The organism is Streptomyces sp. BK340, from assembly GCF_007827595.1.
Classification (GTDB): domain Bacteria; phylum Actinomycetota; class Actinomycetes; order Streptomycetales; family Streptomycetaceae; genus Streptomyces.
On the sequence record NZ_VISR01000017.1, the window covers coordinates 87,825 to 107,506 of the forward strand.

Here is a 19,682-nt window from a genome sequence, read left to right on the forward strand (position 1 = left end):
TCGGCGGCGCGCCTTCGGGAGGGGGCCGGGCGGGGCGCGGCTGAATGGGGGGTTTCAGAGAGAGCGGGCGGCTTCCAGGAGAGGCTCCAGGGACGAGACGGTGACGTCGCCGCCCTCCTCGCGCAGCCGCCGGCGCCCGGCGGAGGTGGGGGCGTATCCGACGAAGGGGAGACCGAGCTGCTGGGCGGCGGTGAGCTCGGCGATCGAGGAGCTGATCAGGAGGCCCGCGGCGACCGGTGTGCCCTGGGAGTCCAGAGCGCGCTGGAGGCAGTCGGGGTGGGGCATCAGCAGGCCGAGGTCGTCGTGGCGGCTGTGGATCCCCGCCAGGGGCAGGCGGTAGGGCTCCAGGTAGCGGTGGACGGCCTGTGCGCCCACGTCCGTCACCACGCTGACGCGCCGGCCGGAATGGTGCAGGGCGCGGACGAGCGCGACGGAGCGGTGCGTCGTGGGCGCGTCCGGAACGGCATCCAGTTCGAGGTCGTCGAGGCGTGCCCGCAGCTGGGGGCCGAGCGGGTCACGGGCGAAGGCGCGCAGCAGGTCCAGCGGATGCACGAACGTCTCCCGGCCGGCGGTGCCCGCGACGGCCGGCGGGCGGCCCCGCAGCGCGTGTTCGGGGTCACGGTGCTCGACGACGACGGACAGCAGGTCGAGGGCCGCCGCACGTGCCGTCTGCGCGGAGAACAGCCGGGCGAGGGGACCGTCGAAGCCGATCAGCACGGTTTCGGCGTCGGCGAGCACGGACGACAGCCGGCGCGGCGACGCAGCCGACTGCTCCGGCACCGGCGCGGCCGTCCCCTCCGGGGCCAGCTGCACGGCGTACGACACCGACAGCCCCGGCACCGGCCAGTTGCCCACTCCCGCGTTCACCGCCCGCTGGGCCGCGCCGGCACGGCGCAGCGGATGGCCGCGGGTGATGCGCTCCGCCGCGTCACGCAGATGCTCCAGCAGAATCCCGGAGATGCCGTCGGTCTCACCGCGGACGAAGGCGACCGGGTCGTCGACATGCCAGGACAGCTCCACCACGGCGGTGAACGCGCCCTTGCCGGAGCTGGGCAGGGACATCGTGTGACGGGCCTGCTGCGGGGTGAGGTCGACCGAGTAGCAGGTCACCGGGCGGGGCGGCCGCGTGCCGTACGGCCGGACCGGGTCGAGCAGGGTGAACGGGCCGTCCTGCTGGGAGTGGACGACGGCCGTGCGGCCCGGGGTGGGGACGCCGAGCTGGTGCAGGTCGTGCGTGATGAAGGGGCCCTGGACCAGGTCGTGTTCCACCGGTTCGGCGGACGCCGGCAGCAGGAGGCAGTACCAGCCGCTCGGCGGGGTGTCCGTGGCGTCGTCGGGAAACAGCGGTCTGAAGCGCACGGACCCCTGGGCGGCGGAACTTGCCGCGAAGTCCTCGTACAAGGCGGGCGGTACGACCACCACCACGTCCCAGGCCGCGCTCGGCGTCCGGTCGTAGGACTGCGGCCCGAACGTCACCTGGAGACGCGGACGATCGGCCGGCCGGGCGAGCGCATGGGGGAGTTCACGCAGGACGGCCACCAGGACGGGGAGCAGAAAGACGCCGGGCTCGATACGCACCAGGTAGCCGTCCGGGCGGACGAGCACCGCGTACTGGCGGGGAGTGAGGGAGCCGCGCGCGAGGATCTCGTGCACCGTGGCTTCGAGGGTGATACGGGCTTCGGGGCGGCCGGCGAGTTCGTCGGTCCTGAAGTAGATCTCCGGGCGGTTCTCCGGCTCTGCGGCCAGGGCACCGAGCGTACGGCGGAGGGCGTTGAGGTCGTCCCGGGTGTGCCGGGCGACCGGTCCCGGAACGCCGTCGAGCGGCTCGCCCCGCCACAGCCCCAGCGCCTCCTGCGCCAGCAGGCGGCTGCGCGCCGGGTCTCCGGCGGTGCGGGACCGCTGGGCCTCGTCGGCCAGGCGGCGGACGCGGAAGACGTCGTAGTCGTCATGGCCGGACACACGGTCCAGCCGCAGGGCGTATCCGCCCTCTACGGTCACCGCGTCCGGCCCGAGCAGGTGACGCAGCCGGCTGAGGTATGTGTCCAGGAGGTCACGTGAGCCGTGGCGGTCGGGCGGCCCCCAGAGCCCGGTGGCCAGCTCGTCGTGCGTGGCGGGCTCGCCGTGGTGGAGCAACAGCACACACAGCAGCGCCTGTTCTTCGGGGTGGTCGAGGGCGAGGGGCACTCCGTCCCGGGTGACGCGGAGCGGGCCGAGGAGGGAGAAGCCGAGGGTGCGCTCCCGGTGCGGGGGCAGACGGAGGAGCCGGTCGGCGCCGCACAGCTGGGTCTCCAGGCTGTCGGAGAGGAGTTCCGTGACGGCCGTGTCCAGTTCCTCCTCCAGCTGCCGGGGAAGAGGCAAGTTCTCCGGAGGCAGCGGGTGTTGCCGAACGCCGGACGGGCCCCGGTGCATGGCGCGCACGATGTGCCCCAGCACCCGTAGATCGTCCCCGCGGCCTCCGATGCCGAAGGAACTGACGTCCAGGACCGGTCCGCGCGGTGTGAGGATGACGTGCGACGCGACCAGCCCCCCATGCGGCCCCGCCTGCGCGTGCAGGGCGTTCACGGCCTCGACGAGAGAGGGGACGAGGGCGACGAGTTCGCCTGTGGGCAGGCCGTGCGGTGCGCTCCTGAGCCGCTGGTACAGACTCCGGCCGTCAAGGAACTCCCGGACCAGGTAGGGGACATCGCCCTCCGTGCCGCAATCCCTGACGGCCGCGATCCCGGGATGGTCGACCTGGCTGAGCCGCTGGGCGATGTCCGCGAAGCCGATACGGAGCCAGTCCGGCGGACGCAGGTACAGCCGCACCAGGACCGTCTCGTCCCCCCGCCGGGTGTCTTGGGCGACCCAGTCCGTGCCCTGCGATCCTGTCGGTCTGACCAGCAGGTACCGCCCCGCGAACAGCCCGCCCCGCCCGGCGGGCTCGGACAGGCGCCGCAGGCTGTCCTGGCTGACCGTCGCGAACGCCTCGCCGTCCACGTCGGTGCCGGTGCCCGACGGCGCCGCCGTCGAAGCCCGGAACTCGCCCGGCGCCCGCCCCGCTCGCCGGTCGATCGGTTCGCCGATGCGGTCCAGGAGTTCGGTGGTGCGATGGCGGGCGGTGCGCGGCAGGCTGAGCAGGAGCAGGTCCCGCACACCGTCCCGGAAGGCGTAGGAGCCGGGCGGGCCGCCGGGGACCGCGGCGAGCATGCCGCTGAGGATGACCTCGGCCAGGTGCTGGGGGCGCGGATCCGGTTCCAGGGCGGCCTGGACCAGGCGCATGACGGGCAGGTCGGGGCGGCCCACCGCGAGATGGCCGGCCAGCCGGAACGCCTCCGGGGAGGCGGTCGCGCGGAACCGCAGGACCAGCTCCTCGGCGGACAGCAGACCGACGTCCGTACGGTCACCGGAGCGGGCCGGCAGCGGGCGGCCCAACTCGGCGACCGCGGCCGGGAACTGAGCCCCGCCGGCGGTCGTGAGCAGCGCGGCCCAGTGCGCCAGCCACGCCGGCTCGGACTCCAGCACGGGCACGGGCACGGGGGCGGGGCCGAAGGTGCCATGGAGACCCCTCGGCCCGTGCGGCACCGCCCTGTCGCACGGCACCGTGGAGTCGTAGGACTCGTGGTGCTCGTGCTGCTCGCGCCGTTCGTACGGCGTGAACGTGAGCGTCGCCGCCGGGGCCGCGGGGTGCGGTGCCGACAGCCGGCCCGGCGTCGTCGGCAGGGCCGTGTCCCGCCACAGGCGTTCCGGGAGCGGCTGTACGACGGCCAGGGGCATCCGGTGCGCCCAGCGGAGCAGGCTCTCGTACCAGATGGCGCCGGCGGGGCCCTCCCGCCACTGCGGGCCCATGCAGTCGCTGATCACGAGGGTGACCGTGCGGCCGTCGGCGGGGGCGTGCGCGCCGTGGCCGTGGACCGTGCCGTCGGGTGCGGCGCGCAGCAGCGTCACGGTGCGGAAGATGCCCGACTGGGCGAGCGCCGTGTGCAGTTCGTGGACGAGGGGCCGCCACACGGGCATCGTCGGCCCGGTGTCGTACACCAGGTTCAGCCGCAGCCAGCGCTCCTGGGCGGGGCGCAGCACCGGCAGCCAGAACTCCGGGGCCGCGCCGAGACGGGCGATGCGGTCGGCCGTGGCCCGTTCGTCCAGCCGGTGACCGGAGGGGGCGTCGGTACGGCGCTTGAGGGGGCGCAGTGCACGTTGCAGACCCAGCGGGTGGCGGAGCATCGGGGGCGCCGGTGCCAGCAGGGAGGTGTGCCCGCCCGGCGCGGAGGGGGCCCGGGACGGCAGGTGGAGCGGGACGCGGGGCGGATCGTGGGGTGCGGGCGGGGCGGGCTCAGGGGCCGCCGGGGATTCCTCCTGCCCGGGCGGGGATTCCTCCCGCGCGGGCCGGGGCTGCTCCTGCGGCAGGTCCGGGGCGGGCTCCGCGGCCGGGAGGGCCGGCCGCTCCTCGTCGCCCGGACCCAGCTGCCGGGCCAGCCAGAGCAGTTCCGCCAGCTCCAGCGGGGTCGGGCGCACGCCGTCCGCCGCCGTGGCCAGGACGTCGGCCAGGCGGGCGAGCGGGTCCGGGGAGCCGATGGGGGTCCCCCCGCGCGAGCGGAGCCGAGCGTGGGGGAGGTCAGAAGGCATCGGAGCGCTGGGCCTCGCCGAGATAGGGCATGAGCTGTTCCGCCAGCTCGGCCAGGGAGTCCGCCGGCAGGTCGGAGGAGCGGGCCAGGTAGATCGCGTTGAGCAACTGGTCGGTGGCCAGGTCGCCGCCGCTCGCCCGGGACAGGAACCGGTCGATCAGGTCCTGTGCGTAGCCGCCGGGTTCGCCGTCGAAGTGGGCGCGGACGATGTCGGCGAGATGCGAGTCGTCGGGCCGGCGCAGCCGCAGGGTGACGCAGCGCCGCAGGAAGGCGGGCGGGAACTCGCGCTCGCCGTTGCTGGTGAGGACGACGAAGGGGAAGGCCCGGCAGCGGACCCGGCCGCGTGCGACCGGCACGCGTTCGTGGGTGCCGTCGACCATGACCATGGCCTTCGGGTCCTCGTCCCCGGGCCCGGACGACCGGACCAGCTCGGGGATCTCGTACTGGCCTTCCTCGAGGACGTTCAGCAGGTCGTTGGGCAGGTCCAGGTCGCTCTTGTCGATCTCGTCGATGAGCAGGGCGCGGGGGCGGGCGTACGGGAGGAGCGCGGTGCCGAGGGGACCGAGGCGCAGATGGTCCTCGATACCGGATTCGGGTGCGGTGCTGCCACGGGTCCCGGTGGCCGCCGCCTGGCGGGCCGCGTACAGGCGGGAGAGGGGGTCGTACTGGTACAGGCCGTCGTGCAGGGTGCTGCGGCTGGTGACGTTCCAGCGCAGGACCGGGCCGAGCTTCAGCTCGCGGGCCACCGCGTAGGCCAGGGAGGACTTGCCGGTGCCGGGCGGGCCGGTGACGAGGAGGGGGCGGCGCAGGTAGAGGGCCGCGTTGACCAGCTGGACGGTCTGCGCGGTGGCCCGGTAGGTCGCGGCACGGTGGGCGCGGTCGGGTGAGGTGGCCGCGGTGTCGGCATCGTCGGCGGGCGTGTCCAGCCCGGGGCCGCCGTCGAAGGCCCGCCAGGGCGGGGGAGCGGGCAGCTCGGTGATGCCGTCGTGCGGCTCCTTCGTACCGGTGTACACGGGCCACAGGGGCATGGGTTCGTTCTCCGTGGGGGTGTTCAGGCGACGGGGGTGTGCAGGCTGGCCGGGGGTTCGGGGAAGCAGCGCGGGTCGTCCCACAGGAGCTGGACCTCCCGGGCCCAGTGCCGGCCCGGGTCGTCGGCGGCCTCCACCTCCTCCCGCAACGCCTGGATGAGACGGGGAAGTTCGGCGGGCGAGGCGCCGCGCAGGTACGGGACGAGTCCGTCGAGGAAGGCGGTACCCGCGCAGGGCGTGCCGTGGTCGGCGCCGGGGCAGCCCGTGCGCGGCCAGAGGAGGACGGGGACCGGGGTGTTCAGACCCGCCTCGAAGTGGTCCGGCGCGGCGACGGGCGGGGTGGCGTACAGCGCCAGCTCGGCCTCCGTGTCCCGGAGCCGCTTGCGCAGGCCGGCCGGGCGCTCCCGGTTGCCGCAGTCGACGCGGTGCACGGCCGGGGACGTGAGCCCGGTCCCCGCCTTCTGCCACTTCTTGCCCAGTTGGTGGCGCAGGCGGGCGCTGCGGTGGCGGGACCGGTCCGCGACGACCAGGGGGTGGGCGCAGCCCAGGGGCGTGGAGTCGTCGGGACCGCACTCCCATTGGGCGACCGGCTCGTTCAGCCACTCACGCGGCAGTACGAACGTGATCAACTCGTCGGCCCCGGGGGCCAGGTGGGTGAACGCCTCGTCCACACACTCCTGTACGTAGGCCCGTACACGGGCCCGGGGCAGCCGGACGGCGCCCACGGGCCGGCGCAGTCCGTCGCGGTACGCGGACACCTCGACCGTGACCTGGTCGGCGCCGGCGCCGCTGCGGTCCAGCTCGACCAGGATGGGGGACCAGGAGACCGCGGCGGAGGCAGCGGGAGCGGACAGCAGCTCCTCCAGCCGGTCGGCGAACCTCGTCACCGCGTCCGGGTCCTCGACCTCCCAGTGCACATACCCGGCCGCCGACCGCACGGAAGCGAAGCCGTCCGGGGGCAGCGGCGGGCCGAAGGGACCCACGGCGTCCAGGTACAGCCGGTCCGGGTCGCAGTCCAGAGCGGCGTCCGCCGCCCGTCGCACCAGCCCGTACAGCCGCCTCGCCGCGTCGGGGGAGTCCCCGTGGGCCGGGACCAGCTCGCCGAAGCCCGGCCAGTGGCGGGCCAGCACCTCCGTGGGCAGCATCCGGGCGACCCGTACGCCGTGCTCGCCGGCCACCTGCGCGATCATGCCGACCACCCTGCCGTCCGGGAGGGTGGCCGCGGCCCCGCTGAAGCCGTGCGTCAGCGGCTGCCCGTGTGCCGTGACGGCCTCCAGCTGCACCCACTCGCCGGCGATCCGGGTGGCGGACACGGCCCGGTACTCGGCCAGCTGCCCCTCGTCGTACCCGTCCGGGAACCCGTAGGCGACCAGGACCTGGGTGGCGAGCGCGAGTTCGATGCCCGGGGGAGCGAACCGGGCGGCGCTCAGCGGCACTTCATCGGCCAGTTCGAGCACGGCGAGGTCGCCCGGGTCGGTCACGCCGCCCGCCCAGCCGCCGTGCGCCGACACGGCCGCCGGCAGCACACCGAGGTCCGGCCGGTTCGGGAACGACACCGTCAGCAGCCCAGGCTCACTGTCCCGCACGACGTGCGCGCAGGTCAGCACCGTACGGGGGGCCACCAGAAAACCCGCCCCCGCGACCGCGCCCCGGTACTCGATCCGGGCGTGCCAGGCGTTCCTGCTCATGACCCGGGGGCCGGCTCCGGATCCGCGTCTGCGGCGGCAGCCGGTCTCGCGTCCTTCGAGGACCAGCTCAACTTGACCACCAGCTGCCCCTCCGCCGCCCCCTTGGCGATGACCGCGCCCGCCTCCGCGCTCAGCTTCACGCCGAACTCCAGCTCCACGGAGTCGGGTCGCAGTGTGCCGTCGCGGAAGACGCGGAGGGCGGACTGGGCCGCCGAGCGGACGCCGTCCAGGGTGCCCTCGAAGGTGCGGGCGGCCTGCGCCGCCGGGCCGCCGTTCTCGCCGCGGGAGACCAGCCGGGTGCCGCTCGCGCCGTCCGTGGCCTCCACCACGACGACGGCGCCGTCCTCCGTGGTGAATTCCATCAGCTTGTTCATGGCGTCTTACCCCCGTGTTCCTGATCGACCGCCAGGTCCATTGTTGCGGACGGGGAGCGAGGCTGTCCCCGGTTCGATTTGCGCCGCGCGTCGCCGGTGGCGGGAATCCGCCAGGACGCCTTTCCGCCACCGACGGTCAACACCCCTGCAACACAAGGCACATGACACTCGTCCCAGCACTCGACGCACTCGACACGAGAAGAGGCGTGGATGACCAGAGGACCAGTCAGAAGCGGGGCGGCGCTGCTCGCGACGGGGCTCGTGATCGCCCTGTCGCCGACCGCCCCGGCGGTCGCGCAGCAGGCCGCCACCGCGGCCCTGCGCACCGCCGACGCCGCCACCACCGTCACCCTCGTCACCGGCGACCGGGTGACCGTCACCGACCTCGGGCAGGGGAGGAGGACGGTCGCCGTGCAGCGGCCCCGAGGGGCCACGGGTGCCGTACGGACGCAAGTGAGCAACGGCGACATCAGCGTCGTACCGGACGAGGCGCTGCCCCATCTGCGGGCCGGCACCCTGGACCGGCGGCTGTTCGACGTGAGCGGGCTGATCCGGCAGGGGCTCACGGACGCCAAGGCCGACGCGCTGCCGCTGATCGTGACCTACGGGAAGGGAGCGCGGGCCGTCACCCCGGGCGGGGCCGAGCGGACCCGGACGCTGCCCAGCCTGCGGGGGGCCGCCGTCGAGGCGGAACGGGGGCGTGCCTTCTGGCGGTCCTTCACGCTCCGGCACAGTGTCGGCAAGGTCTGGCTCGACGGACGGGTCAAGGCCGACATGGCCGAGAGCAACGCGCAGATCGGTACCCGGGCCGCCTGGGACGCGGGGCTCACCGGCAAGGGCGTCACGGTCGCCGTCCTCGACACCGGTGCCGACCTGAGCCACCCCGACCTGACCGGCCGGGTCGCCGCCACCAAGAGCTTCGTCGACGGGCAGGAGGTCGCCGACCGCAACGGGCACGGCACCCACGTCACCTCCACCGTCGGCGGCAGCGGAGCCGCCTCGGACGGCAAGGAGAAGGGGGTCGCGCCCGAGGCCGCCCTCGCCGTCGGCAAGGTGCTCAGCGACCAGGGCTCGGGCAGCGAGTCCCAGATCATCGCGGGCATGGAGTGGGCGGCGCGGGACGTGCACGCCCGGGTGATCTCCATGAGTCTGGGCTCGACCGAGGCCAGCGACGGCACCGACCCCATGGCCCAGGCGGTGAACACCCTCTCGAAGGAGACCGGGGCCCTCTTCGTCATCGCCGCAGGCAACACCGGTGCCCAGTCCTCCATCGGCTCGCCCGGCGCCGCCGACGCGGCCCTCACCGTCGGCGCGGTGGACTCCGCCGACCAGGCCGCCTACTTCACCAGCGCCGGACCCCGGTACGGCGACAACGCCCTGAAGCCGGACATCTCGGCGCCCGGCGTCGACATCCTCGCCGCCCGCTCCCAGCTCGTCCCCGGCAGCGGCTCCTACACCTCGATGAGCGGTACGTCCATGGCGACCCCGCATGTCGCGGGAGTGGCGGCCCTGCTCGCCCAGGAGCATCCCGACTGGACCGGCGCGCAGTTGAAGGACGCGCTGATGTCCAGCAGCCGGCAGCTCGACGCCTCCGCCTATCAACTGGGTGCGGGGCGGGTGAGCGTGCCCGACGTCGTGAAGGCCCGCGTCACTGCCACCGGCAGCGCCGACCTCGGCTTCTACGGCTGGCCCTACGAGGCGAACCAGCCGGTCACTCGGACCCTCACCTACCGCAACTCGTCCGACGAGGACGTCCGGTTGAAGCTGTCCGTGCAGGGCGGGCCGGACGGCGCTGCCGCTCTCGCCGACTCCTCGCTCACCGTGCCCGCGCACGGCACCGCCTCCACCACCGTCACCGGTGACGGGGCGAAGGCGCCGGTCGGGGAGAGCAGCGGGCAGATCGTGGCCACCGGGCCGGCCGGGACCGTGCTCGCGCACACCGTGTTCGGGCTGGTCAAGGAAGAGGAGCGGTACACGCTCACCGTGCGCGTGAAGGACCGCGACGGCGCGTCCACCGCCGCCGACCTCGCCGTGCAGCGGCTCGCCGCGGGCGAGGACGCCCAGCCCGCGCACGTCGGTGACTCCGGCACCCTGAAGCTGCGCCTGAAGCCGGGCACGTACAGCCTGGCCTCCTTCCTCGACGTGCGCGGCAGCCACGGCGCCGACTCGCTCGGCCTCGGCTTCCTCGCCGCCCCCGAGATCACTCTCGACCGGGACCGCGAGGTCACCCTGGACGGCAGGAAGCTGCGGGAGGTCAGGGCCGGTGTCGGCCGGCGCACCGAGACCCGTCAGCTGCTCATGGAGTACGACCGGACCGCGAACGGCGCCGACCTGTTCGGCGCGGTCCAGGTGCCCCTGACCTACGACAGCGTCTTCGCCGCGCCCACCGCGAAGGTCGCCCGGGGCGGCTTCGAGTACCGGACCGTGTGGCGGCTGGCCAAGCCGCTGCTCGAGGTCCAGGGGACGGGCGAGGCGACCGTGCAGGCGGGCGGCACGCTCATCGAGGGGCGCACCAGGCTGCCGCTGGCCGACGTCGGGGACGGGCCGTTCACCGGGGTGGCGGGCAAGGCGGTGCTCGCGCACCTCGCCGACGGCGCCGACCCGGCCGCGCTGGCCCAGGCCGCCCAGGACGCGGGCGCCAAGGCGCTGTTCGTGACGGACGACGCCCCCGGCCGGCTGATGGCCTGGTGGGGCACGGACGACAACGCCGAACGGCCACTGCAGATCGCCACGGTGAACAGGGCCGACGCGGCGCGGCTGCGGGCGGCGGGACACGTCGACATGGTCGGCACCCGTAACTCGCCCTACGTGTACGACCTGTCCGAGGGGCACCCGGGCGCGATCCCGGACCGGGACCTCACCTACGCCCCTTCGCGACACCAACTGGCCGCCGTACACGTGAAGTTCCACGCGGCCCGGCCGGTGAGCGGCGGCGAGTTCCGGTACTCGATCACCGGCACCTTCCCGATCGGGCTCGGCTTCCAGGAGCGCGTCGACCTGCCCGCCGAGCGGACCGACTACGTCTCCACCGGCCCCGGCCAGCTGTGGCACGAGTCCGTCACCGCCCGTGACGGGGCGCTGGAGGAGCGCAGCGGTCTGGTGCGGTACGACGGCGGGTCGCGCCCGGAGCTGAACTGGTTCCGTCCGGTGTGGCACCCGTGGCTGGGCACCGGCCTGGGCTGGGGGCAGCAACGGGCCGGGAACCAGATCCAGTTGAACACCCCGGGCTGGGGCGACTCCGGGCCCGACCACACCGGCTTCGGCGACGTGTGGAGCGACGGCAGCGGGATGAGCCAGACCACCGCCGTCTACCTGGACGGCACGCTGGTCGACCGCCGCAAGAGCTCCGGTGTCTACGTGTGGGACGCGCCCGCCGACGAGCACACCTACAAGGTGGTCACCGACACCGCCCTGGACGTCGGCCAGTGGCGGCCCGCCACCGAGGGCCACACCGAGTGGACCTTCCGGTCCGCGGCCACCCCGGAGGACCGCTGGACCTACCTGCCGCTGATCAACCTCGCCTTCGACGTCGACACCGACCTCGCGGGCAGGGTGCGCGGCGGACAGCGCGTCCCGGTCCGGATGGGCGCCGAGTACGTGGCGAAGGCGGCCGGCACCGGAACCCTCGGCGGCGGCCGGCTGGAGGTGTCGTACGACGACGGCACGACCTGGCGGACGGTCCCCCTGACCACCGGCCCGGGCACCTCCTGGCGTGGCACGCTGACCGTGCCGCGCGGCGCCGCCCATGTCTCCCTGCGGGCCTCGGCCCACGACGACAGGGGCGGCTCGGTGACCCAGGAGGTCATCCGGGCGGTGGCCGTGCGGTAGCTCAGGGCCGGGGGTGGTCCGCGGTGGCGGTGATGTCGACGATGCCGCGGACCACCCCCAGCTCCACCAGGTCCTGGGGCCGGATGCGCAGCTGCCCCGCGGTCGCCTCCACCTCCCCGGGCGGGCGCTTGAGGATCGCCGCGGCGAGTTCCGGGGCGATCACCGAGAAGTAACTGTCCGGCGTGGCCCAGGTGTTGTCGGGAGCGGCCAGCGCGAGCGCCCCGCCGGAGCCGCCCTCGCCGATCACGAGCGTGGTGACCGGAACCCGGGCGGCGGCCACCGCCCCGAACACGTCGGCGATCGCCGCCCCGGCGCCCTGCCGCTCCGCCTCGGCGTCGTTGGCCGCACCCGGTGTGTCCACCAGCGTCAGCACCGGGACGTCGAGCCGGTCCGCGAGCCGGATCAGCCGGGCCGCGGTGCGGTATCCGGCGGGCCGGGTGGCCGCCCCGGTCTGCGCCGCGTACGCCACGGTGCGGCCGTCCCGCTCGCCGAACCCGCACAGCATGCCGTCGGGATCCGTACCGCCGCAGCGGTCGCCGCCGAGCGAGACCCGGTGGGTGAAATAGGCGTCCAAGTAAGCCTGTGCGCGAGGGCGTTCGGGGGAGCGGGCACGGCGGACGGCCTCCCAGCCGGTGCCCGGGAGGTCCGGGGCACCGAGGGCCCGTGGTGCCGGGGCCTCCGCCGCCGGGGTGGTGAGCAGCCGAAGCCAGCGCCCCAGCGTCTCGCGCAGCTCCTCGGGGCGTACCACCGCGTCCGCCGACCCCACCGCCACCTGCGCCTCGGCCGTGTAGGCGGCCGGGTCCGCGTCCGGGGGCCGGACCCGGGAGCCCGCGAAGCCCACCTGGGCGCCCGGGAGTGCCAGGATCACATCGGCTCCGGCGCCGAGGGTGGCCCAGCCGCCGCCGGTCGTGGGGTCCCACAGCACCGCGATCTGCGGCAGGCCCGCCTCCCGGGTGAGCACCGACTCGCGGGCCACGCGCTGCAGCTGGGTGAGTGCCAGCATGCCCTCCTGCATCCGGCTGCCGCCGGTGGCGACCAGCGGCACGACCGGGAGCCGGTGGGCGCGGGCGTGGTGGTAGGCCGCCTCCAGGCGGTCGCCGGTGCGTTCGCCCAGGGAACCGCCGAGGAAGCCGAACTCGAACGCGATCAGCACGGCCCGGGTGCCCCCGACGCTCGCGGTGCCGCAGACGACGGACTCCTCCTCGCCGGTGCGCTCGGCGGCACGGGCGCGCGAGGCGTCGTAGCCCTCCCAGCCGAGCGGGCCGTCCGCCTGCGGTGCCCTTATCAGGCCGGGGAGTTCAGCGAAGGTCGACTCGTCCGCGACCAGGGCCAGGATCTCCCGCGCCGACAGTCGCTCAGGCATCGGCCACCAGCGCCCGCTTCATGATCTTCCCCATGTCGTTGCGCGGGAGCGCGTCCAGGTAGTGGACCACGCGCGGCCGCTTGTGCGGCGCCAGCCGGCGGGCCACATGGCCGGCCAGCTCCTCGGCGGCGGGCGGCGCCTGCGGGTCCGCCGGGACGATCCACGCCACGATCCGCTCGCCCAGGTCCGCGTCCGGCTCCCCGGTGACCGCGGCCTCCCGCACCCCCGGATGCTCCAGCAGCGCGTTCTCGATCTCGCCCGCCCCGATCTTGTAACCGCCGCTCTTGATCAGGTCGGTGGCCTTGCGCCCGACGATCCGGACGTATCCGTCGCTCTCCCGCACCGCCATGTCGCCGGTGCGGAACCAGCCGTCGGCGGTGAAGGCGGCGGCGGTCGCGTCGGGCCGGTTGAGGTACTCGGTGAACAGGTTCGGGCCGCGCACCTGGATCTCGCCGACGGTCTCCCCGTCCGGCGCGGCCACCTCCGTGCCGTCCTCCTCCACCAGCCGCAGCTCGACCCCGGGCAGCGGCACACCGACGGTCCCCGCACGGGCCTCCCCGTCGGCCCGCACGCTGGTGTTCATCAGGGTCTCCGTCATGCCGTAGCGCTCGATCACCCGCCGGCCGGTCGCGGCCGCGATCCGCTCGTGGTCGTGCACGGGCAGCGCGGCCGAGCCGGAGACCAGCAGCCGGGCCCCGGCCAGGGCCTTGGCCAGCTCCGGGTCGTCCGGGAGGGCCTCGGCGATGCGGTGGTACATCGTCGGCACCCCGAACAGCATGGTCGCGCCGCCGTTCAGCTCCCGGGCCACGGCCTCGGTGCCGAACCGCCCCAGGTGCCGCACCGAGCCGCCGCGCCGCAGCGGGCCGAGGACGCCCAGCACGAGCCCGTGCACATGGAACAGGGGCAGCCCGTGCACCAGTACGTCGTCCCCGGTCCACTGCCAGGCGTCGGCGAGCGCGTCCAGGGTCGCGGCGAGCGCCCGGCGCGGAATGACCGCACCCTTGGGCGGGCCGGTGGTGCCGGAGGTGTAGACGACCAGCGCCGGGTCACCGGCCGAGGCCACCTCCTCCGGGACGGTGCCCGCCTCGGACGCGTCCACGTCGAGCCGGGCCAACTCCGCGAGCGCTTCCGGAAGTTCCGCGCCCGGCGCCGCCAGGATCAGGTCCGGCGCGCTGTCGTGCACGATGTGCGCCAGCTCCTTCTCGCCCGACTTGGGGTTGAGCGGCACCGCGGCCACCCCGGCGAGCAGCGCGCCCGTCACCGCCACGGCGGTCTCCAGCTCCGGGGTCGCCCACACGGCCACCCGGCCCGCGCCGCGGATCCGCGTCGCGAGCGCGCCCGCCGCGCCCGCGAGCCCGCCGTACGTCAACGACCGTTCGCCGAACCGCAGGGCGACTCTCCCCCGGACTTCGTCCGGGGGGACACCCATCTCGCTGCGCTCACCGGGACCGTCCGCCAGGGCGGGAAAGAGGGAGGACACGCGGCGCACTCCTTGGCTGTCGGAAAAGCTCTCGGAAAGGCTCTCGGAAAAGCTCTCGGCACCCTTCCTACACCAGGAGTCTCGTCCCCACGACCGTGCTCAGGTCGGGTGCGAGCCGCAGTTCCGTCGCGCGGAGGGCGGGATGTTCCAGCCAGTGCAGCCGGGCGAGGTCGGGCCCGCCCCCGTGCAGCGGAGGCCAGCCGGTCGCCGGGGTGAAGTCGTCGACGACGACCGTCCCGCCCGGCGCGAGCAGCCGCTCGACGTCGGCGGGCGCGTCCCCGGGCACCTTGCCCTGCCCGCCGCCGTCGAGCACGAGGAGGTCGAAGGGGGCGTACTCCTCGATGCGCCGCCAGTCGCCGGTGAGCACGGTGACCTCGGGGCGGTCGGCGAACACCCCGGCGGCGAGCCGGGCCCGCTCGTGGTCCCGCTCCACGCTGTACAGCTGCACTCCCGGGGCAGCTCCCGAGGCCAGCCAGGCCAGGCCGACGCCCAGCCCCGTCCCCGTCTCCCCGATCCGGGCCCGGGCACCGCCCGCCAGGGCGTGCAGCAGGCGGCCCTGTTCGGGGCGGCAGGAGCAGGGGAAGCCGGAGGCGCGGGCGGCGGTCAGGGCGTCCCGCACGAGGGGCGGGACGTCGTCCGCGCCGGTGTACGCGTCAGTGCCGAGTATCGCCATACGACCACTACTACCCGACGGACACGGGTGGCCGGGTGGGCAGAACGACATCAGCGACGACACAGCTCACGTTGTCAGGGCCGCCGGCCGCGTTGGCCTCTGCGATCAGCGCGGGAACGGCGTCCTCCAGAGCGAGCAGCTCCTTGATCCGGGAGTCCGGCACCACGCCGGTCAGCCCGTCGGAGCACAGCAGATAACGGTCACCGACCCGAGCCTCGTGCAGCCGCAGATCCGGAACCGGGGCCATGCCGCCGCCGAGAGCCTTCAGCAGCAGAGCACGCTGCGGATGGCTCTCCGCCTCCTCCGGCGTCAGCCGCCCCTCGTCGATCAGGGACTGCACGACACTGTGGTCGTGGGTGATCCGGAACAGCTCCCCGTCCCGCAGCAGATAGGCCCGTGAGTCCCCGATGTGCACGAGCGCCAGCTTCGTTCCGGTCCACAGCAGCGCGGTCAGCGTGGTGCCGACGTCCTCGCCTTCGCCCGCCAGGTCCTGGACCGCCTCACCGGCGGAGCGCACCGCGTCCTCCAGCAGGTTCAGCACGCTGCCGGCCGCGATCTCCTCTCCCTCGTCCAGAAACCTCAGCGCCTCCACGGCCGCGCTGCTCGCCGGTGCCCCCGCCGGCCCGAACCCGTCGGCCACGGCGAGCAGCCTGCGGCCCGCGTACACCGTGTCCTGGTTGGCGGGGCGGACCTGCCCACGGTCGGAGTGGGCGGAATAACGCAGTTCCAGCATGGTGGTGTGATCCCTTCTCGACTCACCGGTCAGCTGGTCGACGAGGAACGCGGCGAGATCCCGCCGTGCGGCCGTCTCCGCCTCGACCCGCGCCCAGTACGCCCGGATCTCCGCCGCGGCATCCGGCGGGTCCAGCGCGCACACGGCGCGGATCTCGGCCAGCGGCATGCCCAGCCGCCGCAGCCAGGCCACGAGCCGGGCCTGCCGAAGCTGCCCGGCGGCGTAGTACCGGTACCCGGTGCCGGGGTCGACCCGGGCCGGCCGCAGCAACTCCAGCTGGTCGTACAGCCGCAGCGCCTTGGGCGACAGCCGGCTCGCCCTGGCGAAGGCACCGATCGTCAGCAGTTCCATGAGGCTCCTCGCGTTCCCCGTCTTCCGCCACCGATGCTGGGGCTTCACCAAAGGTGAAGGTCAAATGCGCTGTCGTGGTTCCTCCGCCGCTTGTTAGCCTCACAGCCGATCGAACCGTCGTACGACAGGGAGCCCGCCGTGCCCCGAATAGCGCTCGCCACCTACGACCCCGGAGCCGAGCCGGCCAAGGACAGCGACCTGCCGGTGCTGGTGCGGGCGCTGACGGACGCCGGGGCCGAGGCGGAGGCCAGGCACTGGGACGACCCGGACGCCGACTGGGGCGCCTACGACCTGGTCGTCATCCGGTCGACCTGGGACTACAGCTGGCGCGCCGAGGAGTTCGCGGCGTGGGTGGAGCGGGTCGGCGCCGTGACGCGTCTGGCCAATCCGCCCGCCGTGGTGCGCTGGAACTCCGACAAGCGCTACCTCGGCGAGCTGGCGGCGGCCGGTGTGCCGACCGTACCCACGCGCTACATCGCTCCCGGCGAGCCCGCCGACCTGCCCGACGGCCACGAGTACGTGATCAAGCCGACCTCCGGCGCGGGGGCCCGGTTCGCCGCCCGCTACACCCCCGCCGAGCAGGAGACGGCCGTACGCCAGCTGGCGCGGATGCACGCGGAGGGCTTCACCGCGATGGTGCAGCCGTACGTGCGGAACATCGACGTCAGCGGGGAGCGGGCGCTGCAGTTCTTCGGCGGCGGCCTCCTGCACGCCAGCCGCAAGGGCGCCGTCCTGTCCTCCGGCACCCCGTACGACGCCGACAAGGTCGCCCACCCCGATCTGGAGCCCTGGCAGCCCACGGACGAGGAACTCGCCGTGGCCGAGAAGGCGTTGACGGCCGTACCCGGCGCACCGGGGCTGCTGTACGCGCGCGTGGACCTCGTGGACGGGGAGGACGGACAGCCCAGGGTGATGGAGCTGGAGCTGGTCGAGCCCAACCTGTTCCTGTTCCTGCACCCGGCCTCGCTGCCGCGCGTCACGGAGGCGATCCTGGCGGCGGCCGCGACGGCCTAGGGCTGCCCGGCGCATCAGGCCCGGGCCGATCGGACCGAGGCTCGGCAGGCCTCGGCGTACGCCCGGACCAGGGGCTGTTCCCCGTCCTCGCGGCGCCAGGCCAGGGCGTAGCGGCTGGGGCCGATGCCCCGGACCGGGCGGGTGGTGACGCCGCCCAGGCTGATCAGCGCGGTGTTGCCCTCGGCGAGCAGGCAGACGCCGAGGCCGGCCACCAGTGCCTCGTACGTCTCCTCCGCCCCGGCGATCTCCGCGCCGATGCGGGGCGGGCGGCCCGCCCGGGCGTCCAGGGCGAGCCAGTAGTCGCGCAGCGGGCCGGCGGTCCTCGGCAGGGCGAGGAACGGTTCGTCGAGCAGGTCCGCGAAGTCGATCTCGGCGCGGGCCGCGAGCGGGTGCGTGTCGGGAAGGGCGACCAGACGGGGCTCCTCGGCCAGCACCGTCCAGGCGTAGCGCTCCGGGTCGGGCAGCGGCAGCCACACGAAGGCGACGTCCGCGCTGCCGTCCGCGAGGCCCGCCGTCGGGTCCTCCCAGCTCACCTGGCGCAGCCGGGTGCCGGCCCCGGGGTGCGCGGCGGTGAAACGGGAGCGGATGGCCGGCAGCAGTCCGCCCCGGCCGGGACTGGTGCTCATGCCCACCACCAGCGTGCTGCGCTGCGCCGCCTTGGCCGCCTCCACCGCGGCCGCGCCCTCCTCCCACGCGGCCAGCACCAGCCGGGCGTGTGGCAGCAGCGCCTCACCCACGGCCGTCAGCGCCACCCCGTGCTGATCGCGCTGCAGCAGTTCGGCCCCCAACTGGCGCTCCAGCGCCCGGATCTGCTTGCTGAGCGCGGGCTGTGACACGTACAGCTGCTCGGCGGCGCGCGTGAAGTGCAGCTCCTCGGCGACCGCGACGAAGTAGCGCAGGTCCCGGGCGTGGACGTCCATCGTCATAACCATTGGCTATCACCATGTGTCTTGGACGGGCAACGGCATCCGGCGGCAGGCTGGTTCGTGTCAGAAAGCAGCAGGAACTACGGGGAGTTGCCGTGAACAAGGTATGGCTGGTGACCGGTGCGAGCAGCGGCTTCGGGCGGGCGATCACACAGGCGGCGGTCGCCGCGGGCGATGTGGTGGTCGGCGCGGCCCGGCGGCCCGGGGCGCTGGACGACCTGGTGGCCGCGCATCCCGACCAGGTGGAGGCGCTGCGGCTGGACGTCACGACGCGGCCGCGATCGAGGAGGCCGTACGGGACGTGGTGGCCCGGCACGGGCGGATCGACGTGCTGGTGAACAACGCGGGCCGCACCCATGTCGGCGCCGTCGAGGAGACCACGGACCAGGAGCTGCGGGACCTGTTCGACCTGCACGTGTTCGGTCCGGCGGCCCTGGTGCGGGCGGTGCTGCCGCACATGCGGGAGCGGCGCTCCGGCGCGATCGTGCAGATGAGCAGCATGGGCGGGCAGATGTCCTTCGCGGGTTTCGGGGCGTACAGCGGTACGAAGTTCGCGCTGGAGGGCATGTCCGAGGCGCTCGCGGACGAGGTGCGGGAGTTCGGCGTCAAGGTGCTGATCGTGGAGCCGGGAGGGTTCCGGACCTCGCTGATGGAGCCCGCCCGGGCCGGGGTCAGCGCGGACAGCGGGGTGTACGCCAGGGTGAGCGAGACCCGCGGGTTCGTCGCGGGCGGCGACGGTACGCAGCCCGGTGACCCCGCCAAGGCGGCGGCCCTCATCCTGGCCGCGCTGGAGGCGGAGCGGACCCCGCTGCGGCTGCCGCTCGGCGACGACGGGGTGAGTGCCGTCCTGACCCACCTCGACCAGGTCCGCGAGGACGTCACGGCCTGGGAGAAGCAGGCCAGGGCGACGGCCTTCGACGCGTAGGTCCGCGGGGATCCGCTACGTGCGGATCGCGGTCCGCTGGAGCAGCCCCCAGGTGAACTCGGCGACGACCTCGTGCCGTACGCCGTCCCGGTCCGGAGCGGTGAAGGCCAGACCCCAGCGGGTGGGGGCCGTGCCCTCCAGCGGGCGGGCGGGGGCGAAGGCGCGGGCGGCCTCGTCCACCGTGCAGGACCACGGGGTGAGGTCGTCCAGGGTGCGCAGCGCCGGGGCCGGGGCGCCCGGCGCGCGTACCAGCCACTCGTTCCAGACCGCGCCGTCGGGGGAGACCAGCACCTCGAAGCGCAGACCGGGCCAGAGGGGCAGCGCCCACTGCCGGGCCTCGCAGTCGACGTCGCCGAGGCGGCGCCGGACGACGGCCTCGGGCTCCCCGAGGACCGAGCGGTACCGGGCGGCCGCGGACCGCGACCTCGGCGACCGGACCATCGCCTGCCACCGCTTGTTGGTCTCCCGCATGTCCGCGAGCGACGCGCCGAGCGTGCGCCGGGCGTCCTCGACCAGGTCCGGGTTGTGGTCCGCCATGCGGCGCAGCAGCACCAGCTGGAAGTCGAGTTGCATGGACCCATGGTGCCCGGCTCGTTCCCGACCATTGCCCGCGCACCCGACGATGACTAGCCTGTGTTCGTCATGCCGATCGCCTGTTGAAATCTCGAACATAGGCGCTTAGACCCAAGGGAGGGGGC

12 protein-coding genes and 1 pseudogene are annotated in these 19,682 nt (G+C 74.4%); 3 read left to right on the forward strand and 10 right to left on the reverse strand.

Annotated elements, in window-relative coordinates:
* Positions 1–54 precede the first annotated feature (54 nt).
* From FB157_RS48680 to FB157_RS27185, 4 genes are read right to left on the reverse strand one after another with little or no spacing between them, the layout of a single operon-like run.
* Positions 55–4,602, reverse strand: coding sequence for an SAV_2336 N-terminal domain-related protein (locus FB157_RS48680; RefSeq protein WP_145883285.1), 4,548 nt, complete (start codon positions 4,600–4,602; stop codon positions 55–57).
* Complete coding sequence (locus tag FB157_RS27175) at positions 4,592–5,629, reverse strand: MoxR family ATPase (protein ID WP_145883286.1); 1,038 nt, start codon at positions 5,627–5,629, stop codon at positions 4,592–4,594. The genes FB157_RS48680 and FB157_RS27175 overlap by 11 nt, the downstream gene beginning before the upstream one ends.
* A 23-nt stretch (positions 5,630–5,652) precedes the next feature.
* Positions 5,653–7,317: a trypsin-like peptidase domain-containing protein gene (locus FB157_RS27180; RefSeq protein ID WP_145883287.1), complete on the reverse strand. Its 1,665-nt coding sequence runs from the start codon at positions 7,315–7,317 to the stop codon at positions 5,653–5,655.
* Complete coding sequence (locus FB157_RS27185) at positions 7,314–7,691, reverse strand: CU044_2847 family protein (protein WP_145883288.1); 378 nt, start codon at positions 7,689–7,691, stop codon at positions 7,314–7,316. The genes FB157_RS27180 and FB157_RS27185 overlap by 4 nt, the downstream gene beginning before the upstream one ends.
* 210 nt (positions 7,692–7,901) lie before the next feature.
* On the opposite strand from FB157_RS27185, the gene FB157_RS27190 reads away from it, so the two are divergent.
* The gene (locus tag FB157_RS27190) at positions 7,902–11,519 is read left to right on the forward strand and encodes a S8 family serine peptidase (protein ID WP_145883289.1); all 3,618 of its coding nucleotides are present in this window, start codon (positions 7,902–7,904) and stop codon (positions 11,517–11,519) included.
* 1 nt (position 11,520) lies between these two features.
* Here the strand turns inward: FB157_RS27190 and FB157_RS27195 are convergent, their stop codons facing one another.
* The 4 genes from FB157_RS27195 to FB157_RS27210 form a co-directional block, all read right to left on the reverse strand.
* Positions 11,521–12,882 (reverse strand): carboxyl transferase domain-containing protein, encoded by a 1,362-nt coding sequence (locus FB157_RS27195; RefSeq protein ID WP_145883290.1) that lies wholly within the window; start codon positions 12,880–12,882, stop codon positions 11,521–11,523.
* Positions 12,875–14,362 carry an acyl-CoA synthetase gene (locus FB157_RS27200; protein ID WP_398947328.1) on the reverse strand — a complete coding sequence of 496 codons (1,488 nt, stop codon included), beginning with the start codon at positions 14,360–14,362 and terminating at the stop codon, positions 12,875–12,877. Before FB157_RS27200 ends, FB157_RS27195 begins: the two co-directional genes overlap by 8 nt.
* 67 nt (positions 14,363–14,429) lie before the next feature.
* Positions 14,430–15,035 (reverse strand): O-methyltransferase, encoded by a 606-nt coding sequence (locus tag FB157_RS27205; RefSeq protein ID WP_145883291.1) that lies wholly within the window; start codon positions 15,033–15,035, stop codon positions 14,430–14,432.
* Between the two features lie 10 nt (positions 15,036–15,045).
* Entirely contained in the window at positions 15,046–16,119 is a 1,074-nt protein-coding gene (locus FB157_RS27210) for a MerR family transcriptional regulator (RefSeq protein ID WP_145883292.1), read from the reverse strand.
* 138 nt (positions 16,120–16,257) lie between these two features.
* On the opposite strand from FB157_RS27210, the gene FB157_RS27215 reads away from it, so the two are divergent.
* Positions 16,258–17,133, forward strand: coding sequence for a RimK family alpha-L-glutamate ligase (locus FB157_RS27215; protein WP_145883293.1), 876 nt, complete (start codon positions 16,258–16,260; stop codon positions 17,131–17,133).
* A 14-nt stretch (positions 17,134–17,147) separates the two neighbouring features.
* On the opposite strand, the gene FB157_RS27220 is transcribed toward FB157_RS27215, so the two are convergent.
* The gene (locus FB157_RS27220; protein ID WP_145883294.1) at positions 17,148–18,065 is read right to left on the reverse strand and encodes a LysR family transcriptional regulator; all 918 of its coding nucleotides are present in this window, start codon (positions 18,063–18,065) and stop codon (positions 17,148–17,150) included.
* Positions 18,066–18,154: 89 nt separating this feature from the next.
* Here FB157_RS27220 and FB157_RS27225 point away from each other — a divergent pair.
* Positions 18,155–18,984 (forward strand): annotated as a pseudogene (locus tag FB157_RS27225) (oxidoreductase).
* Between the two features lie 15 nt (positions 18,985–18,999).
* Here the strand turns inward: FB157_RS27225 and FB157_RS27230 are convergent.
* Positions 19,000–19,557: a hypothetical protein gene (locus tag FB157_RS27230; RefSeq protein ID WP_145883295.1), complete on the reverse strand. Its 558-nt coding sequence runs from the start codon at positions 19,555–19,557 to the stop codon at positions 19,000–19,002.
* Positions 19,558–19,682 lie beyond the last annotated feature (125 nt).

Coding starts and splice junctions, on each gene's coding strand:
- FB157_RS48680 (WP_145883285.1), bottom strand. CDS start 4,602: ATGCCTTCTGACCTCCCCCACGCTCGGCTCCGCTCGCGCGGGGGGACC.
- FB157_RS27175 (WP_145883286.1), bottom strand. CDS start 5,629: ATGCCCCTGTGGCCCGTGTACACCGGTACGAAGGAGCCGCACGACGGC.
- FB157_RS27180 (WP_145883287.1), bottom strand. CDS start 7,317: ATGAGCAGGAACGCCTGGCACGCCCGGATCGAGTACCGGGGCGCGGTC.
- FB157_RS27185 (WP_145883288.1), bottom strand. CDS start 7,691: ATGAACAAGCTGATGGAATTCACCACGGAGGACGGCGCCGTCGTCGTG.
- FB157_RS27190 (WP_145883289.1), top strand. CDS start 7,902: ATGACCAGAGGACCAGTCAGAAGCGGGGCGGCGCTGCTCGCGACGGGG.
- FB157_RS27195 (WP_145883290.1), bottom strand. CDS start 12,882: ATGCCTGAGCGACTGTCGGCGCGGGAGATCCTGGCCCTGGTCGCGGAC.
- FB157_RS27205 (WP_145883291.1), bottom strand. CDS start 15,035: ATGGCGATACTCGGCACTGACGCGTACACCGGCGCGGACGACGTCCCG.
- FB157_RS27210 (WP_145883292.1), bottom strand. CDS start 16,119: ATGGAACTGCTGACGATCGGTGCCTTCGCCAGGGCGAGCCGGCTGTCG.
- FB157_RS27220 (WP_145883294.1), bottom strand. CDS start 18,065: ATGGTTATGACGATGGACGTCCACGCCCGGGACCTGCGCTACTTCGTC.
- FB157_RS27230 (WP_145883295.1), bottom strand. CDS start 19,557: ATGCAACTCGACTTCCAGCTGGTGCTGCTGCGCCGCATGGCGGACCAC.